Origin of the sequence: Acidovorax sp. HMWF029 (genome assembly GCF_003060895.1) — a bacterium.
Lineage (GTDB): Bacteria > Pseudomonadota > Gammaproteobacteria > Burkholderiales > Burkholderiaceae_C > Acidovorax.
On the sequence record NZ_QAIH01000021.1, the window covers coordinates 1 to 16614 of the forward strand.

Annotated in this window: 17 protein-coding genes; 6 read left to right on the forward strand and 11 right to left on the reverse strand. The window is 64.8% G+C overall.

Translation table 11 applies throughout. The features are described from left to right. Positions 1-159: 159 nt before the first annotated feature. From DBR12_RS01535 to DBR12_RS01570, 8 genes are all read right to left on the reverse strand, one after another. Entirely contained in the window at positions 160-432 is a 273-nt protein-coding gene (locus DBR12_RS01535; RefSeq protein WP_233244243.1) for a DUF2218 domain-containing protein, read from the reverse strand. A 343-nt stretch (positions 433-775) separates the two neighbouring features. After that, a complete protein-coding gene (locus DBR12_RS01540; protein WP_108615645.1) occupies positions 776-1414 on the reverse strand; it encodes an MBL fold metallo-hydrolase in 639 nt (212 codons plus the stop codon). A 95-nt stretch (positions 1415-1509) separates the two neighbouring features. Next, the gene (locus DBR12_RS01545; protein WP_108615646.1) at positions 1510-2124 is read right to left on the reverse strand and encodes a chemotaxis protein CheC; all 615 of its coding nucleotides are present in this window, start codon (positions 2122-2124) and stop codon (positions 1510-1512) included. 1 nt (position 2125) lies between these two features. Beyond that, entirely contained in the window at positions 2126-2488 is a 363-nt protein-coding gene (locus tag DBR12_RS01550) for a response regulator (RefSeq protein WP_108615647.1), read from the reverse strand. A 23-nt stretch (positions 2489-2511) separates the two neighbouring features. Further along, positions 2512-4152 (reverse strand): GGDEF domain-containing protein, encoded by a 1641-nt coding sequence (locus DBR12_RS01555; protein WP_108615648.1) that lies wholly within the window; start codon positions 4150-4152, stop codon positions 2512-2514. After that, on the reverse strand, positions 4133-4651 hold the full coding sequence (locus tag DBR12_RS01560) for a molybdopterin-dependent oxidoreductase (RefSeq protein WP_158274957.1): 519 nt from the start codon (positions 4649-4651) through the stop codon (positions 4133-4135). The genes DBR12_RS01555 and DBR12_RS01560 overlap by 20 nt, the downstream gene beginning before the upstream one ends. A 526-nt stretch (positions 4652-5177) precedes the next feature. Next, positions 5178-7019: a GspE/PulE family protein gene (locus DBR12_RS01565; protein WP_233244244.1), complete on the reverse strand. Its 1842-nt coding sequence runs from the start codon at positions 7017-7019 to the stop codon at positions 5178-5180. An 82-nt stretch (positions 7020-7101) separates the two neighbouring features. Next, positions 7102-7905: an exodeoxyribonuclease III gene (locus tag DBR12_RS01570; RefSeq protein ID WP_108615656.1), complete on the reverse strand. Its 804-nt coding sequence runs from the start codon at positions 7903-7905 to the stop codon at positions 7102-7104. A gap of 10 nt (positions 7906-7915) precedes the next feature. On the opposite strand from DBR12_RS01570, the gene pyrE reads away from it, so the two are divergent. Beyond that, positions 7916-8614, forward strand: a complete 699-nt coding sequence (pyrE, locus tag DBR12_RS01575) for an orotate phosphoribosyltransferase (RefSeq protein WP_108615651.1) — start codon at positions 7916-7918, stop codon at positions 8612-8614. Positions 8615-8647: 33 nt separating this feature from the next. Then, positions 8648-9313 carry a DUF4124 domain-containing protein gene (locus DBR12_RS01580; RefSeq protein ID WP_108615652.1) on the forward strand — a complete coding sequence of 222 codons (666 nt, stop codon included), beginning with the start codon at positions 8648-8650 and terminating at the stop codon, positions 9311-9313. A 94-nt stretch (positions 9314-9407) separates the two neighbouring features. Here DBR12_RS01580 and gatB read toward each other — a convergent pair whose 3' ends face one another. From gatB to gatC, 3 genes are read right to left on the reverse strand one after another with little or no spacing between them, the layout of a single operon-like run. Continuing rightward, the gene (gene gatB / locus DBR12_RS01585; RefSeq protein WP_108615653.1) at positions 9408-10865 is read right to left on the reverse strand and encodes an Asp-tRNA(Asn)/Glu-tRNA(Gln) amidotransferase subunit GatB; all 1458 of its coding nucleotides are present in this window, start codon (positions 10863-10865) and stop codon (positions 9408-9410) included. 1 nt (position 10866) lies between these two features. Continuing rightward, the gene (gene gatA, locus DBR12_RS01590) at positions 10867-12360 is read right to left on the reverse strand and encodes an Asp-tRNA(Asn)/Glu-tRNA(Gln) amidotransferase subunit GatA (protein WP_108615654.1); all 1494 of its coding nucleotides are present in this window, start codon (positions 12358-12360) and stop codon (positions 10867-10869) included. 12 nt (positions 12361-12372) lie between these two features. Next, the gene (gene gatC, locus DBR12_RS01595) at positions 12373-12672 is read right to left on the reverse strand and encodes an Asp-tRNA(Asn)/Glu-tRNA(Gln) amidotransferase subunit GatC (RefSeq protein ID WP_055394393.1); all 300 of its coding nucleotides are present in this window, start codon (positions 12670-12672) and stop codon (positions 12373-12375) included. A 206-nt stretch (positions 12673-12878) separates the two neighbouring features. Between gatC and DBR12_RS01600 the strand changes: the two genes are divergently transcribed. The 4 genes from DBR12_RS01600 to DBR12_RS01620 all read left to right on the forward strand — a co-directional run. Beyond that, positions 12879-13922, forward strand: coding sequence for a rod shape-determining protein (locus DBR12_RS01600; protein WP_008907364.1), 1044 nt, complete (start codon positions 12879-12881; stop codon positions 13920-13922). 60 nt (positions 13923-13982) lie between these two features. Beyond that, on the forward strand, positions 13983-14906 hold the full coding sequence (mreC, locus tag DBR12_RS01605) for a rod shape-determining protein MreC (protein WP_108615655.1): 924 nt from the start codon (positions 13983-13985) through the stop codon (positions 14904-14906). Between the two features lie 39 nt (positions 14907-14945). After that, positions 14946-15464, forward strand: coding sequence for a rod shape-determining protein MreD (gene mreD / locus DBR12_RS01610; RefSeq protein ID WP_063460974.1), 519 nt, complete (start codon positions 14946-14948; stop codon positions 15462-15464). 399 nt (positions 15465-15863) lie between these two features. Continuing rightward, positions 15864-16614: penicillin-binding transpeptidase domain-containing protein (locus DBR12_RS01620; protein WP_369861309.1), on the forward strand; the 751-nt coding region annotated here is incomplete at its 3' end.

Consider the following 16614-nt stretch of genomic DNA (forward strand, 5'->3'; position numbering starts at 1 on the left):
GAACGTGCCATGGCCTGGCGAACGCTCGCCGGCAGATTGCTGCCGACAACGTTCTCTAACAAAATGTCACATTTTAGAAAGCACTCCCTTGGATTGAACACCGGATCTGACGGGGTGCAGCCAGCCAGTTAAGCCGAATGCAGAACCTCATGGGCCCGCTCAGTCGTTCTGCACCGGTTGCCAGGCCACGGCCATGGGGCTCTTGCGGGAAAACAGTTCCACATGCGAGTCGATGGCGAACTGTACGTGTGCCAGGCTGGCACCGTCTTTCGCGCGGCAATCAAAGGGCAGGGCTTTGCTGTCCGCACGCTGCACACACAGGCCCCATGGGAAATGGGCCTCACCCCGGTGCTCGCCGTGGTCCACGCCGATCTTGCGGGTGAAGTGGCAGCACAGGCGCTGCGGGTAACGGCTGGCCTCGGTGGTGGGCAAATGGCCCTGGCGTTTTTTGGGGATGGGGTTGTTGTGTTGAACAAAGGCGGGCTATTGCTGCAGCGCCGCGTCGGCCAGCACCAGCAGGTGAACCGGGGCCGCGCGCAGTTTGGTGTGCCCAAGCTCACGCTGACCTGGGCGCATCGCGTGCCGTGCGCCTGTAGGCCAGGTTTGATTTTTAAAGCGAAGAGAGGCCCCTGCCCCTGAGATCGGCGCGTGTCCTGGTGGGCGCGCCAGACTGCAGTGTGGGGGTGTTTGCTGCGAATTTAATAGCAAACTTTGCTTTTCCAGCGGGCGGAAACAGCCAAAAAAAGTACAAATTCTGGGGTGCAGGCACGCCGTTTCAGGTGCCGCCCACGTAGGGATTGCTCTTGCGCTCCCGGCCAAAGGTGCTCTCTGGCCCATGCCCGGGGATGAACACCGTCTGGTCGCCCATGGGCCACAGGCGCTGGGTGATACTGTCGATCAGCTCCTGGTGGTTGCCCATCGGGAAATCCGTGCGGCCGATGCTGCCCGCAAACAGCACATCGCCCACAAAGGCCCGGTCGATCTGCGGCGCATGGAACACCACATGCCCGGGCGTGTGCCCGGGGCAGTGGCGCACGGCCAGCGTCTCGTTGCCAATCTGCACCGTGTCGCCATCCGCCAGCCAGCGCGTGGGCGTGAAATGCTGCGCAGGCGGAAACCCGAACATCGCGCTTTGCTGCGGCAGCCCGTCAATCCAGAACTGGTCGCCCGGGTGCGGCCCCACGATGGGCAACCCCAAACGCGTGGCCAGCTCGCCCGTGCCCCCCGCGTGGTCGATGTGCGCGTGCGTGAGCCAGATCTGCGACAGCGTAAGGCCCAGGCGCTTGATTTCAGCCAGCAGCACATCGAGGTCGCCCCCGGGGTCGATCACGGCGGCCTGATGGGTGGCATCGCACCAGACGAGGGAGCAGTTCTGCTGGAAGGCGGTAACCGGGACGGTGAGGTAGCGGAGCATGCGGCAGGGAGGTGAAATCCAGGGCGCGCCAGCCGCAGTGGGGTGGCGCAACGGGGGCGGTGAGTGTCGCACAGCGCGCCACGCAGGCCCCGGCGTCAATCCAACTCTGTAGGTCGCCCCAGCAGCTGGTTTACTGCCGCGCGCAGGCCTTCGAGCGAAGTGGTGTTGAGCACAAATACCACAAACCCCTCGATCTGGCTGCTCAGCAGCTCAAAGCGGATGTGCAAGAAAACCACCAGGTGGTTCTGGATGCGGGTGCCCAGGATGGTGCGGCTGTCGCCCACGTCGATGCTGGGGGGGCTGAGCTGGAATTCGTTGCCCAGCAGGTCGGACAGCGCGGCGATGCAGGCGTTGAGCATGACGTTGCCCACCTCGGTCATCGCATCCTGCTCAATGGCGCTGAGGTCTTCGCCGGGTGCGCTCTGGCCCGCGACGACGCGCACAATCTCCAGACTCTTGTGGCCGGGGAAGATCAGCAGGGCGTCACCGCTGAAGGTGCCGCGAAACGGCTGGCGCACGCCGTACATGGTGCTGCCCACGGCCCCCAGTTGCTGGGCGGCTTCGCTCACGGTGAAGATGCTCACATGGGGCACCGACAGCAGCACTTCGTCGTGCATGAGGGCGCCCATGGCGGCGGCGGCCTTGCCTACGCCGATGTTGAGGATTTCGCTGAGTGCGTCGATTTGTTCGGCATCTAGCTGCACCGTCATGTCAGGCTCCTGCCAGCGCTGCGAGCTGGGCGGCTGCGCTGGCGGTGATGGGCTTGGCGATGAACACCATGCCGGCTTCCTCGATGCGCCCCTGCACGGCGGTCTGCACGTTGGCCGTGACGATAGCGATCGGCACCGTGGGCAGGATCTTGCGCAGTTCCAGCGCGGCCTCCAGGCCGTTCATACCGGCCATGTTGAAGTCCATGGACACGAGGTCCACCGGGCTTTCGCGCACCAGCTGCAGGGCCTCTTCGCCACTGCTGGCATGCACGATGGTCCATTGGGGGTGGGTCTGCAGGATCATGCCCTGCAGAATGAGGCGCGACATGCGGCTGTCGTCAACGATCAATAGGCGCAGGCTCATGGTGTCTAGGACGGTCGGTGGGGTCAAGGTTGTCCGATAGCGGCTTCGTAGGCAAGCACTTTGTTGCGGCCTGTGGCCTTGGCGCGATACAGCGCCTGGTCGGCATCGACCAGCAGGGGCTCAATGCTCGCGTGGTGCGCCGCCATTTCGGCCACACCGATCGAGATGGTAAATGCGAGCGGCTGGCCCTGGGGCGACTCAAGGTTCATCTCCGCCATGGCGCTACGGATGCGTTCGGCCACCACGGCGGCGCTGTCGGCAGTAGCGTGGGGTAGCAGCGCTGCAAATTCTTCGCCCCCCAGGCGGCCCAGCAGGTCGGCGTCGCGCAGGACGTTGCCAATGGCCTGCGCGCAGCTGCGGATGGCCACGTCGCCCATCTGGTGGCCGTGCCGGTCGTTGATGCGTTTGAAGTGGTCGATGTCGATCATGAGCACGGCGCAGGGCTGGCCGTGGCGGCGGCAATGGTCGAACAGTGCGGTGCTGCGCTCCAGGAACGCCCTCCGGTTGAGCAGCCCGCTGAGTGCGTCGCGTGTCGCTAGCTCGCGCAGCTGGCCTTCCAGCGCCTTGTGGGCGCTGATGTCAAAGCCCCACAGCAAGTGCGCCAGCTGCCCCTCCACCTCGATCAGGCGGGCCGACAGCGAGCTCCAGCGGGGCGCGTGTTCGCCAATCAGGGCTTCCATCGCATCGACCTGGCCGTAGCGGTCCAGGGCTTGGGTGAAGCGCTCGCGGGTTTCGGGATCGTGCAGCAGCTCGGGCAGGAACAGGGTCTTTGGCGCAGCCTTGAGTCCCAGGTGTTCGGTGAGCTGGCGGTTGATGAAATGTACGCGCCCGCTTTCGACCTCGGCCAGAACCACGTCGCTGGGGCTGGTGTTCAGTATGAAGCTCAGCAGCGCGCGGCCTTCTTCGATCTTGCGGGTGCGGCTGGCCACCCGCACTTCGAGCTGGCGGTTGGCCAGCGCCAACTGCTGCGAAGCGGCGCGGGCCAGGCGGGTATCGCGCACCAGTTTGCCGGTCAGCAGGGCCGTGCCCAGCAGCAGCCCGCCCAGCACAGCACTGAGCACCAGAAAACGCTGGTAGAGCTGTTGGCGCGCCTGGTTGGCCTCCTGTGCGCTGAAGAGGTGAACGGTGGCGACCACCTTGCGCAGGCGGTCCAGCAAGGGGTCTGACTGCCGCACGATGTCGGCGGTGATAGCGATTGCGGCCTTGGTGTTGCCGTTCTGTGTGGCGAGGGGGGCCAACTTGGTGGACCAGTGCTCCACCAGCGGGCGCAGGTTGTCCAGGTCCTGGGCGGCCTCGGGCAGGGCGTCGCGCAGCTGGGTGCTGACGCGGGGCCCCCGGCCGGAGGTGTCGAGTGTGCTGAGCAGCACTTCCAGCCGTTCATGCAGGTCTTGTGTGCTGGCCTCGCGGGCCCGTACCTTGCGCGCCAGCAGGCTCACCCGGGCCAGCTCGTTGTGCACACTGGAGACATACCAAAGGTCGTTCTGCTGATGGGGCTGCGCCAGCACGTGTGTCTGGCGCAGCGTCCACCACAAGGTGGCGGCGGTGGCCAGCGCCATGGCCGCCACCATGGCCAGCAGCCAGTAGGTGGCGTGCTGGCGGGGCTGGCCAGGGAGGGGGGCGTTCGCTGCCAGGCCTGGCAGCGGCTTACCGGAGGGTGACTGCATTGACCTGCCAGATGGATCGGTTGATGTAGTCCTGCCCCTGCAATTGGGGGTGGGTGCCAAACGGGTAGATCAGGATCAGCGGCCCCTTGTCGCGGATGCTGATGCGCTCACCGTCGCGGCTGTACGCCAGGATGGGGTCGAAACGCACGAGGTCGCTCCAGGGGATTTCAATGGCATAGTCGTCCAGCGCTGCCAGCAGGATCTGGCTGTGTTCGCCTCCCCCCAGCTGCTCGACCAGGTGGCGCAGCGAAACACCCCGCCAGCGGTGCTCCCCCCCCAAGCCCAGCCCGTCAGGGAACGTGGCCACGATCTCCTGGGCGGGTAGTTTGGCCAGGCCTTTGAGGTCGCAGGTCTGGGGCGGGCTGCCCTGGGAAGCGCGCAGCTGAAGCACACTGCGGCTTTCGGGGCCGGGACACACCAGGCCCGCATGTGCCCCATGCTGGGCCCAGAGCGCCATCAGGGAAATCAAGGCGGCGCCTGCGCGGGGCAGGACAGCCATGGTTCTGGACATCATCACAACTTTCACGTCTTCCGTTTCCGCCGATGCAAGGGGTCAGTGCTGGTGCGGGTCTTTCACTTTCATCGAAGCCCCGGCCTTGGGGCAGGGGGCGGACACAAGGTAACTATGCAGCGGAAAGCACAAAATTCGGCAGGTCCCAAACGGAAAAACGCCACAAATAGGGAAACTTGACAATTGTTGACGTTGCTTGCGGTATTTTTGGGTGAGCCTTCCGGCCAGCCGAGCGCTTGCGGTCCAAGGTGGCTGCATTTGTTTGCATTCAATCCCCGCTGCCCCCCTGCGGGGCCCGCTCTGCCGCCAAGGTGTCGCGTTGCGGCGCGCCGAGCGCTAGGGATCCTCCGTACGAATCGAGCGGTAAGTGTGCGCTGCGGATCGGGAGGGGCTGCAAGGCGCTGAACGGGAAAAATTGACGCAGCAATAGCCGTAGCTATTGCGAGTATTTGCAACGCCGCAGACCGCCCGAGACCGCAGATGCACACGGCGCGATGATTTGTGCAGAGGATCCCTAGAGGTTGGTGGCTGCGACCACCTCGGACATGTCGGTCAGGCCCTGCAGCGCCTTGTCGATACCGTCCTGGCGCAGGGTACGCATGCCAGCCGCCAGCGCGGAATGACGGATGTCCGAGGCCGGGGCACGGTGGCGGATGTGCTGGCGGATGGCCTCGTCGCTCATCATCAGCTCATGGATACCTAGTCGCCCGTGGTAGCCATGGCCGTCGCATTGTTGGCAGCCCACATGGCGCCACAGTCGCAGTTCGCCCTGTGCCCCACCATACTGCTGGCGCCAGCGCGCGATCTGCGCCTGGCGGCTTTCGGGCGTGTTGCCAGTGCCACTTTCCAGGTACTGCGAGGCCAGGCCCATCAGCGTATCCATGTCGGCGATCTGGGGCGCCCGGCAGGCGGTGCACAGGCGGCGCACCAGGCGCTGTGCCAGGATGGCGAGCAGAGAGTCGGAAAAGTTGAACGGGTCCAGGCCGATTTCGAGCAGGCGTGCAATGCTCTCGGGCGCCGAGTTGGTGTGAAGGGTGGACAGCACCAGGTGTCCGGTGAGCGAGGCCTCGATGGCGATGCGCGAGGTTTCCTCGTCGCGCATCTCGCCGATCATGATCACGTCGGGGTCTGCGCGCAAGAAGGTGCGCATGGCCGCAGCAAATGTCCAGCCGATGCGCGGGTTCACCTGCACTTGGCGCAGGCCCTCCTGGGTGATCTCAATGGGATCTTCGGCCGTCCAGATCTTGCGGCCGGCGGTGTTGATGTCGCGCACCACCGAGTGCAGCGTGGTGGTCTTGCCGCAGCCTGTCGGGCCGCACACCAGCACCAGGCCATAGCTTTTTTGTACCACGGAGCGCAGTGCCGCCAGGTTGGGCTGGCTCAGGCCGATGTTCTCCAGTGGCAGGGGCTTTGCGCCCGCCAGCAGGCGCAGCACAACGTCCTCCAGCCCGCGCGAGGTGGGCACGGTCACCACCCGCAGCTCCACCGGCGGGCCGCCAAAGCGCGCGAAGTCGATCTTGCCGTCCTGGGGCTTGCGGTGCTCGGAGATGTCCATGCTGGCCATGATCTTGATGCGCGCCACCATGGCAAACCGGTAGCGCGCGGGGAGCTCAAGGTAGGGCACCAGATCGCCGTCGATGCGAAGGCGCACGCGCACATTGCGCGGGGCGGGTTCGGTCTCGATATGGATATCGGAGGCGCGGTGGTTGATGGCTTCGTCGATCACCGAGTTGATGAGCCGCACCAGGGTGTTGTCCGACTCGCTGATCACGTCGGCCTGTTCGGCATCGGCGTCCGGCGCGGCACTGCTCAGGTTGGTCAGCAGCTCTTGCGAGGTGGCGCGGGCACCTGCGCTGGCGCTGCCCGGCGCGGCAGGTGCGGTGCGGTAGGCCTTGTGGATGGCTGGCATCAGTGTGCCCGGTGCGGCCTGCAGCGGGATCAGGCGCCGCTGGGTCAGAAAGCGCATCTCGTCCACCAGAACCCGGTCCCAGGGGTCGGCCATGAGCAGCACCAGCGCGTCCTCGCGTGCAATCAGCGGCAACACGGACTCGCGCTCGGCCACGGCGCGGGGGATGAGGGCCAGGGCCGAGGCTTCCGGGGTGATGTCGCCGGGGTGCACCGTGTACTCACCCAGCCAGGTGGCGATGACGTTGCGCAGCTGCTCCTGGGTCAGGGCCCCACGGTCCACCAAGATTTGGCCAATGGGCCGGTACTGCCCGCCGCTACGCTCAAGCTGCTGTGCTTGTAGCCCTTCGGACAGTGCAGGCAGTGTCAGCAGCCCTGCATGCACCAGCGCCTCGCCCAGGTGCCTTGCCTTTCCGACCGTTGGGTGAGGGGTGGAAATCTGCTTCCACAAGGCCTCTGCACTGGGGGGGCGAAAACTGTGAGCGGGTGGAGGTGCGGAGGCGGCGGCTTCGGTCATCGGGTCAGAGGGGCGGTCATAGGTGGAACTCGTAGTCCACAGTGATGGGTGCGTGGTCTGAGAATTTCTCGCCCTTGTAGATGGATTCGGTGCGTGCCAGCGCCGCCAGCGCAGGGGTGGCGAGGTGGTAGTCCAGCCGCCAACCCACGTTGTTGGCATAGGCTTGGCCGCGGTTGCTCCACCAGGTATAGGCGGTGTCGGTCGCAGTGGGTTGTAACTGACGGTACACGTCGATGATGCCGCCACCTTCATCAGTTGTGTGCAACAACTTTGTCATCCAGGCGCGTTCTTCGGGCAAAAAACCACTGTTTTTCTGGTTGCTGCGCCAGTTTTTGAGGTCGATTTGCTGGTGCGCAATGTTGATGTCACCGCACAGGATGAATTCGCGCTCGGCCTTCAGGCGCATGAGATGGGGGTGGAACTCGGCCAGAAAGCGGAACTTGGCCAGCTGGCGTTCCTCGCCCGAGGAGCCGCTTGGGAAGTAGGCGCTGATGATGGACAGCTTGCGGGCAGGCGTGTCAAAGCGCAGTTCCACATAGCGGCCTTCTGCATCGAATTCTTCAGATCCATAGCCAATCACTATGTCGGAAGGCTCGTGCCGGGTGTACACCCCCACACCGGAGTAGCCCTTTTTTTGGGCGAAGTGGAAGTGGCCCTGCAGGTCGGCCAGCCGCTCAAAGCGGTTGGCCATGTCGCTCGCCTGTGCCTTGACTTCCTGCACACAAATACAATCCGGCCGCGTGGCTGCCATCCAGCTTTCCACGCCTTTGCTGGTGGCCGAGCGGATGCCATTGAGATTGAGGCTGGTTAATTTGAACAAGGATTTCCCCATGGTGGATGTTGGCGCGCAAACCTCTGAGCAGGACCAGCTGGCGCAGGATTTTGTCCGTTTTGCCGTTGAATCGGGCGTGCTGCGGTTTGGTGAATTCAAGACCAAGGCCGGGCGCCTGAGCCCCTATTTTTTCAATGCCGGTCTGTTCGACGATGGCCGCAAGATCGGCCGCCTCGCGGAATTCTATGCAAAAGCCCTGCTGGCCAGCGGCATCGAATTCGACATGGTGTTCGGCCCCGCCTACAAAGGCATTCCGCTGGCCGCCACCGTGGCCGTGGAGCTGGCGCGGCTGGGCCGCAACGTGCCTTTTGCCTACAACCGCAAAGAGGCCAAGGACCACGGCGAAGGTGGCACCCTGGTGGGCGCGCCGCTGCAGGGCAGGGTGCTGATCGTGGACGATGTGATGTCGGCCGGTACCGCCGCCCGCGAATCCATCGCCATCATCAAGGCGGCAGGCGCTACGCCCCACGCGGTGGCCATTGCGTTGGACCGCCAGGAAAAAGCCACAGAGAATGGCCAAGACGTAGACCACAGCGCTGTGCAGTACGTGCGCAACCAATTGGGCATGCAGGTGTGCGCCATCGCACGTCTGGCAGACTTATTGCTCTACCTGGAGCAAAACGGGGAGGATGCTATGCGCTTCCACCACGAAAAAGTCCTGGCCTATCGCCAGCGTTATGGCGTCAACGAGGGGTAGAACACTTTGAGCAGCAGTCAATCGGCGTGGATCATGGGCGGGGTCTTGCTGGCCACCCTGGCCGCCGATTTTGCTTGGGCACAGGCGCCAGTTGGAGGTATCTACACCTGTATAGACCGCAATGGCCGACGGTTGACTGCCGACCGCCCCATCCCCGAGTGCCTGGACCGCGAGCAGCGGGAGCTGAGTCCTTCGGGGATCGTGCGTCGGCAGATTGGTCCCTCGCTCACCGAGCAGGAGCGTGCCGCTCAGGAGGCCCAGCAGCGCAAGGACGCTGAAGCGCGTAGCCGTGAACTGGAGGAACGCCGTCGCGAACGCGTGCTTACCACCCGCTACCCCGACAAGGCCAGCCACGATGTCGAGCGCGCAGCCGCTATCCAGATGGTCGATGCGGTGACTGCCACCGCAGAAAAACGCCTCACAGAACTCAAGCAGCAGCACAAGGCGTTTGAGGTGGAGATGGAGTTCTACAAGAAGGACCCCAATAAGGCCCCCATGGCGCTGCGCCGCAAGATCGCGGAGAACGAGGACAGCATGGCGGAGCAGCAGCGCTTCATTGCCGGACAGGACCAGGAAAAACGGCGTGTGCACCAGCGCTTTGACACCGAACTGGCCCAGTTGCGCAAGCTGTGGGAGTCGCAGGGCCTGCCTGCTGCGGCCTCCGGTGTGGCGACAGGAACCCCCGCCACCAGCCGTTAGGCCAGGGGCGCGCCAGACGGCCCAAACGCAAAAGGGGCCGTGAGGCCCCTTTGTGTGGGTGGCTGCTTTCAGCCCGTCAGGCCGTCAGGGGCCATCAGCCTGCAAGCTTGGCGCGCAGCAGTTCGTTCACCTGCGTCGGGTTCGCCTTGCCTTTGCTGGCCTTCATGATTTGGCCCACCAGCGCATTGAACGCCTTGTCCTTGCCCGCGCGGAACTGGGCCACGTTGTCGGCGTTAGCAGCAATCACCTCGTCGATGATCTTCTCCAGCGCGCCGGAGTCGTTCATCTGCTTGAGGCCCTTGGCCTCAATGACGGCATCCACGTCCTTCCCTTCGCCAGTCCACAACGCGTCGAACACCTGCTTGGCCGCGTTGTTGGAGATGGTGCCGTCGGCAATGCGTGTCAGTAGCGCAACCATCTGTCCTGGTTTTACGGGTGCGTCCTCGATGGCAACTTCATCCGAATTGAGTCGCCGCGACAACTCGCCCATGATCCAGTTGCATGCAATTTTTGGCGATACCGGTGCACTGGCCCCCAAGACAACTTGCTGGAAGTAAATCATGGTTGCTTTGCTTTGCGTAAGAGCAGACGCGTCATATTCCGACAGACCGTAGTCTCTGACGTAACGTGCGGCAACAACGCGGGGTAATTCGGCCATCTGCGCGCGCTGTTCCTCGATCCACTGCTCTGAAATATGTAGCGGAGGCAGGTCGGGGTCGGGGAAGTAGCGGTAATCCGCCGCGTCTTCTTTGGTGCGCATGGCGCGCGTCTCGCCCGTGTCGGGGTCGAACAGCACGGTGGCCTGCTGGATGGCGTGGCCGTCTTCGATCTGTTCGATCTGCCAGCGGATCTCGTAGTCGATGGCCTGCTGCATGAACTTGAACGAGTTCAGGTTCTTGATCTCGCGGCGGGTGCCCAGCGGCTGGCCGGGCTTGCGCACCGACACGTTGGCGTCGCAGCGGAAGCTGCCTTCCTGCATGTTGCCGTCGCAGATGCCGATCCACGTGACGATCTTGTGCAGCTCCTTGGCGTAGGCCACGGCTTCTTCGGACGAGCTCATGTCGGGTTCGGTCACGATCTCCAGCAGCGGCGTGCCTGCGCGGTTCAGGTCGATGCCGCTCTGGCCGATGAAGTCCTCGTGCAGCGACTTGCCCGCGTCTTCTTCCAGGTGGGCGCGCACCAGGCGCACGGTCTTCTTTTCGTCGCCCAGAAAGAACGACACCTCGCCGCCTTGTACGACCGGGATCTCGAACTGGCTGATCTGGTAGCCCTTGGGCAGGTCAGGGTAGAAGTAATTTTTGCGCGCAAAAATGCTCTTCTCCGCAATGTGGGAGCCGAGGGCCAGTCCTAATTTGATAGCGCAGGCCACGGCTTCGCGGTTCATCACGGGCAGTGTGCCGGGCAGGGCCAGGTCCACGGCGCAGGCCTGGGTGTTGGGCTCGGCGCCGAAGGCGGTGGCGGCGCGGCTGAAAATTTTGCTCTTGGTAGCGAGCTGGGTGTGGGTCTCGAAGCCGATGACGACTTCATACCCATGGATCAGTTTGGCGGTCATGTCAGAAGCCCTCCGGACGGTGGAGGTGGAAATCGGTGGCTTGCTGCAGGCGGTGCGCAGCGTTCAGAAGGCGGGCTTCCTGGTAGTAGTTGCCCAGCAACTGCAGTCCCACGGGCATGCCGCCCTCGCCAAACCCGGCGGGCACGCTCATGCCTGGCAGGCCAGCCAGCGAGCCGGGCAGGGTGAAGATGTCGGCCAGGTAGTCGGCCAGCGGGTCGTTGCCGTGGTCGCCCAGCTTCCAGGCCACCGTGGGGGCCACGGGGCCGGCGATGACATCGCATTCCTTGAACGCGTTCTGGAAGTCGTCGGCGATCATGCGGCGAATCTTCTGTGCCTGCAGGTAGTAGGCGTCGTAGTAGCCGTGGCTCAGCACATAGGCGCCGATCATGATGCGGCGCTTGACCTCGTCGCCAAAACCTTCGGCGCGGGTCTTCTTGTACATGTCCACCAGGTCGGTGTAGTCCTTGGCGCGGTGGCCGAACTTCACGCCGTCAAAGCGGGAGAGGTTGGACGACGCCTCAGCCGGGGCAATGATGTAGTAGACCGGGATGGACAGCTGTGTGCGCGGCAGGCTGATGGGTACGAGCTTGGCACCGAGCTTTTCGTATTCCTTGAGGGCACCGTCCACGGCAGCGCGCACATCAGGCGCCAGGCCTTCGCCAAAGAACTCGGCGGGGATGCCGATGCGCAGGCCCTCAATGCTGTCGTTCAGGTGGGCGCTGAAGTTTTCGGCTGGCACATCCAGGCTGGTCGAGTCGCGGTCCGGGTCGGGGCCGCACATGGCGGACAGCAGCAGCGCGCAGTCTTCGGCGCTGCGGGCCATGGGGCCTGCTTGGTCGAGGCTGGAGGCAAACGCGATCATCCCGTAGCGGCTGGCGCGGCCATAGGTGGGCTTGATGCCGGTGATGCCGCAGAACGAGGCGGGCTGGCGGATGGAGCCGCCCGTGTCGGTGCCGGTGACGGCGGGGGCCAGGCGTGCGGCCACGGCCACGGCGCTGCCGCCGGACGAGCCTCCGGGGATGCGGTCGGTGGCCCAGGGGTTGCGCACGGGGGCCGGGGCGTCAAAGCCCACGGGGGCGACGGCGGAGTTCTCGTTGGCCGAGCCCATGGCGAACTCGTCGCAGTTGAGCTTGCCCAGCGTCACGGCGCCCGCGTCGGCCAGCTTGGTGACCACGGTGGCATCAAAGGGCGACTGGTAGCCCGCGAGCATCTTCGAGCCTGCGGTGCTGGGGAAATCCTTGGTGACAAAGATGTCCTTGTGCGCAATCGGCACGCCCGCCAGGGGGCCTGCGGTGCCTGCGGCAATGGCGGCGTCTTGGGCGCGGGCCTGGGCCAGGGTGATCTCGGGGTTCACGGCCACGTAGGCGCCCAGGTTCTGGTGGGCCTGTGCGCGGGCGAGGAAATGCCGGGCGGCCTCGACGGCCGAGACGCGGCGTTCGCGCAGCTCGGTGGCCAGCTGGGCTACGCCCAGGTCATGCAATGCGGTGGAAGTCATGCGGCGGGGCTCTTACTCGATCACTTTGGGCACGAGGAACAGGCCTCGTTCGACGGCGGGGGCGCTTTGCTGGTTGGCTTCACGCTGGTTGGGCTCGCTGGCCAGGTCTTCGCGCAGGCGCAGCTGTACGTCCTGGATGGCGGCCACGGGGTGGGCCAAGGGCGTGACGCCCGAGGTATCCACAGCCCGCATCTGTTCCACGATGTCAAAAAAGCCGTTGAGCTGCGTGAGCATGCGCTCACTTTCTGAGGGTGTCAGCTCAAGCCGCGCCAAGTTGGCAATGCGGCCGATGTCCTGGGGGGTCAGTGCCATAGGGAGGAGAATCTAGAGAAACCAGAAGTAAAGCTGTGATCCGGGGCTCGCCGGAGGGAGTTATTCACAGGGGATGGGGTATTATCCCGGCTTTGCCGCAAAGCTCCCGGAATGGGAGTCAATTGCGTGAAAAAAGCCAATAAACACCCCTGAAATACCTGGCGATGGCAGGCCGACGCGCATGCCGTGCCCGAGAGGACTTTTGAATGTTCGGAGCTTTCCGTCGGTACTTCTCCACCGACCTTGCCATTGACCTTGGCACAGCCAACACCCTTATCTTCGCGCGCGACAAGGGCATCGTCCTCGACGAACCTTCCGTCGTCGCCATCCGCCACGAAGGTGGCCCCCACGGTAAAAAAGTCATCCAGGCTGTAGGCCACGAGGCCAAGGCCATGTTGGGCAAGGTGCCCGGCAACATCGAAGCCATCCGCCCGATGAAGGACGGTGTGATCGCCGACTTCGTGATCACCGAGCAGATGATCAAGCAGTTCATCAAGATGGTGCACCCGCGCACGCTGTTCACCCCCAGCCCGCGCATCATCATCTGCGTGCCCTGCGGCTCCACCCAGGTCGAGCGCCGCGCCATCAAGGACGCGGCCGAGGCAGCGGGCGCCACAGCGGTCTACCTGATCGAAGAACCCATGGCAGCTGGTATTGGCGCCGGTCTGCCGGTTTCGGAGGCTTCGGGCTCCATGGTGGTGGACATCGGTGGCGGCACCACCGAAGTGGGCGTGATCTCGCTGGGCGGCATGGTCTACAAGGGCAGCGTCCGCGTCGGTGGCGACAAGTTCGACGAGGCCATCATCAGCTACATCCGCCGCAACTACGGCATGCTGATCGGCGAGCCCACGGCAGAAGCCATCAAGAAGAACATCGGCTCCGCCTTCCCCGGCTCCGAAGTGCGCGAGATGGAAGTCAAGGGCCGCAACCTGTCCGAAGGCGTGCCACGCAGCTTCACCATTTCTTCCAACGAAGTGCTGGAAGCCCTGACCGACCCGCTCAATCAGATCGTCTCGGCCGTGAAGAACGCGCTGGAACAAACCCCCCCCGAGCTGGGCGCCGACATTGCTGACCGCGGCATGATGCTGACGGGCGGCGGCGCGCTGCTGCGCGACCTGGACCGCCTGCTGGCCGAAGAAACTGGCCTGCCCGTGCTGGTGGCCGAAGACCCGCTGACCTGTGTGGTGCGCGGTTGCGGTATTGCGCTGGAGCGCATGGACCGCCTGGGCAGCATCTTTACCAGCGAGTAATTCGGGGATGCCTGTCATGCCACAGGCACGCGACCACTTCACTGACCGCATGCGCCGCACATGCCACTGGGTACTTTAGAGCGCAGCGCTCCTCCTTTCTTCAAACAGGGCCCTTCGGCCCTGTCGCGTTTGGCCGTGTTCAGTGCGCTGGCGCTGTTCCTCATGGTGGCTGACGCGCGCTTCCATCTCACCGACCCGCTGCGCAAGGTCGTGGCCACCGTGCTCTACCCGGTGCAGTGGATCATGCTCAAGCCGGTGGAATTTGCCAGCCAGGGCTCCGGCTATTTCCAGTCGCTGCAGACCGCGCAGCAAGACCTGGACGCCGCCCGCAAGACGATGACCCAGATGGGCCAGCGTGCCAACCAGGCCGATCAGCTGGCCCTGGAAAACGGTCGCCTGCGCAAATTGCTGGAGCTTCGCGACCGGCTGCAGACCCCGGCCCAGGCGGCAGAGGTGATCTATGACACGGCCGACCCTTACACCCGCCGCGTGGTGCTGGACAGGGGCCAGTTGGGCGGCGTGGAACTGGGCGCACCCGTCATGGACGAGGCCGGGGTGCTGGGCCAGGTGACGCGGGTGTTTCCGCTGGTGAGCGAGGTCACCCTGCTGGTGGACCGCGACCAGGCGATCCCTGTGTTGAACATCCGCACCGGCGTGCGGGGTGTGGCCTACGGCGACCCCGTCGCAGGGCACGGCGGTGGCATGGAGCTGCGCTTCATGCCCGCCAATGCCGACATCCGCGAAGACGACTTGCTGACCACCAGCGGCGTGGACGGTCTCTACCCCCCGGGCCTGCCCGTGGCGCGCGTGGTACGGGTGGAGCGCCGTGCCGACTCGGCGTTTGCCCGCATCTACTGCGCGCCCCTGGCCCAGGTGCAGGGCGCACGCCATGTCGTGGTGCTCAAGCCGCTGGCCGAGCACGAGCTGCAGCGCCCCGAACCGGCGCACCCGGTGCCTTCGAACAAACGCGGAGGCCGCAAGTGAGCCGCCGCACCCCCACCCCAAGATGAAAGGACACGCGCCATGATCATGCCGCGCGGTGAGCCGCTGCTGATGCCGGTGAACCCGGTGTTCATGTGGTTCAGCCTGGTCGCGGGCCTGGCCATCAACATGCTGCCGCTGGGCCGCATCGTCTGGACGCCTGACCTGCTCATGGTGCTGCTGGTCTTCTGGGGTGTGCACCAGCCGCTGCGCATTGGCATGGGCGCGGCCTTTGTGCTGGGCCTGTGCATGGACGTGAGCCAGTCGGCGCTGCTGGGCCAGCATGCGCTGTCGTACACCGTGTTGTCGTTTGGTGCTATTGCCATCCACCGCCGCCTGCTGTGGTTCAGCGTGCCGTCGCAGGCGCTGCAGGTGTTTCCGCTGTTTGCGCTGGCCCATGCCGTAGAGCTGTTGCTGCGCATGGCGGCGGGCGGAATTTTTCCGGGGTTGTGGAGCCTGCTGGCGCCGCTGATCGAGGCGCTGCTCTGGCCCCTGGCCAGCTGGGTGCTGCTGGCGCCCCAGCGCCGCCCGCCCGATAGCGACCAGAACCGGCCGTTGTGAGCATGACGCAACACCCCCCTGAGGCCCTGCGGGCCTTCCCCCCGCTCTCGCATTGCTGCGCAATGCGGGCAGGGGGACGCCGCCAGCGCGGCGGGGCGGCCCTTGCGCGGCTGCCCTCGCCTGAGCTGCGCCAGTTGCATGGGCTGCGGGTGGCGCATAGCGGAGTGGACAACTGACATGACCGAACTGCGCAGCAGCGAAGCCGACGCATCGCGTTTTCGCCTGCGGGCCGTGGTGGTGGGCCTGGTGGTGTTTGCCGCGTTCTGCCTGGTGGTGGCCCGGCTGATTTTTCTTCAGGTGGTGCGCCACGACGACCTCGCGGCCCAGGCCGAGAGCAACCGCACTGCGGTCGCGCCCATCGTGCCCAACCGGGGCCTGATCCTGGACCGCAATGGGGTGGTGCTGGCGACTAACTATTCGGCCTATACGCTGGAGATCACGCCGTCGCGGGCGGGTGTGCTGGATGAAACCATCGACGCGCTGTCCAAGGTGGTGGATATCCAGAGCCGGGACCGCCGGCGTTTCAAGCGGCTCATGGACGAGTCGCGCAACTTTGAATCCCTGCCCATTCGCACCCGCCTGACCGACCAGGAGGTGGCGCGCTTCACCGCCCAGCGCTACCGCTTTCCGGGGGTGGACATCAAGGCGCGGCTGTTCCGCAACTACCCGCTGGGCGATGTGGGGGCGCACGCCATTGGCTACATCGGCCGCATCAACCAGGCCGAGAAGGCGCGCATCCAGGACTCGGAGGACGAAGCCAACTACCGGGGCACGGAATACATCGGCAAGCTCGGTGTGGAGCAGAGCTTCGAGGCGGCGCTGCACGGCGTGACCGGCTTCGAGCAGATGGAGACATCGGCGGGCGGGCGGGCTGTGCGCAAGCTGTCCAGCCATGCGGCCACTCCGGGTGACAGTGTGATGCTGTCCATCGACGTCAAGCTGCAAAAGCTCATTGAAGAGCTGTATGGCAGCCGCCGGGGCGCGCTGGTGGCCATCGACCCGCGCAACGGCGAGATCCTGGCCCTGGTGAGCAAGCCCACTTTCGATCCCAACCTGTTCGTCGAGGGCATCGATGCGGAAAACTGGGCTGCACTCAACGAGTCCATCGACAAGCCGCTGCTCAACCGCGCCCTGCGGGGCACCTACCCGC

Excerpts from the sequence above, each read along its gene's own strand:
- DBR12_RS01540 (WP_108615645.1), bottom strand. The coding sequence starts at position 1,414 with ATGCTCCGCTACCTCACCGTCCCGGTTACCGCCTTCCAGCAGAACTGC.
- DBR12_RS01545 (WP_108615646.1), bottom strand. The coding sequence starts at position 2,124 with ATGACGGTGCAGCTAGATGCCGAACAAATCGACGCACTCAGCGAAATC.
- DBR12_RS01550 (WP_108615647.1), bottom strand. The coding sequence starts at position 2,488 with ATGAGCCTGCGCCTATTGATCGTTGACGACAGCCGCATGTCGCGCCTC.
- DBR12_RS01555 (WP_108615648.1), bottom strand. The coding sequence starts at position 4,152 with ATGCAGTCACCCTCCGGTAAGCCGCTGCCAGGCCTGGCAGCGAACGCC.
- DBR12_RS01560 (WP_158274957.1), bottom strand. The coding sequence starts at position 4,651 with ATGGCTGTCCTGCCCCGCGCAGGCGCCGCCTTGATTTCCCTGATGGCG.
- pyrE (WP_108615651.1), top strand. The coding sequence starts at position 7,916 with ATGGTGGATGTTGGCGCGCAAACCTCTGAGCAGGACCAGCTGGCGCAG.
- DBR12_RS01580 (WP_108615652.1), top strand. The coding sequence starts at position 8,648 with ATGGGCGGGGTCTTGCTGGCCACCCTGGCCGCCGATTTTGCTTGGGCA.
- gatB (WP_108615653.1), bottom strand. The coding sequence starts at position 10,865 with ATGACCGCCAAACTGATCCATGGGTATGAAGTCGTCATCGGCTTCGAG.
- gatA (WP_108615654.1), bottom strand. The coding sequence starts at position 12,360 with ATGACTTCCACCGCATTGCATGACCTGGGCGTAGCCCAGCTGGCCACC.
- gatC (WP_055394393.1), bottom strand. The coding sequence starts at position 12,672 with ATGGCACTGACCCCCCAGGACATCGGCCGCATTGCCAACTTGGCGCGG.
- DBR12_RS01600 (WP_008907364.1), top strand. The coding sequence starts at position 12,879 with ATGTTCGGAGCTTTCCGTCGGTACTTCTCCACCGACCTTGCCATTGAC.
- mreC (WP_108615655.1), top strand. The coding sequence starts at position 13,983 with ATGCCACTGGGTACTTTAGAGCGCAGCGCTCCTCCTTTCTTCAAACAG.
- mreD (WP_063460974.1), top strand. The coding sequence starts at position 14,946 with ATGATCATGCCGCGCGGTGAGCCGCTGCTGATGCCGGTGAACCCGGTG.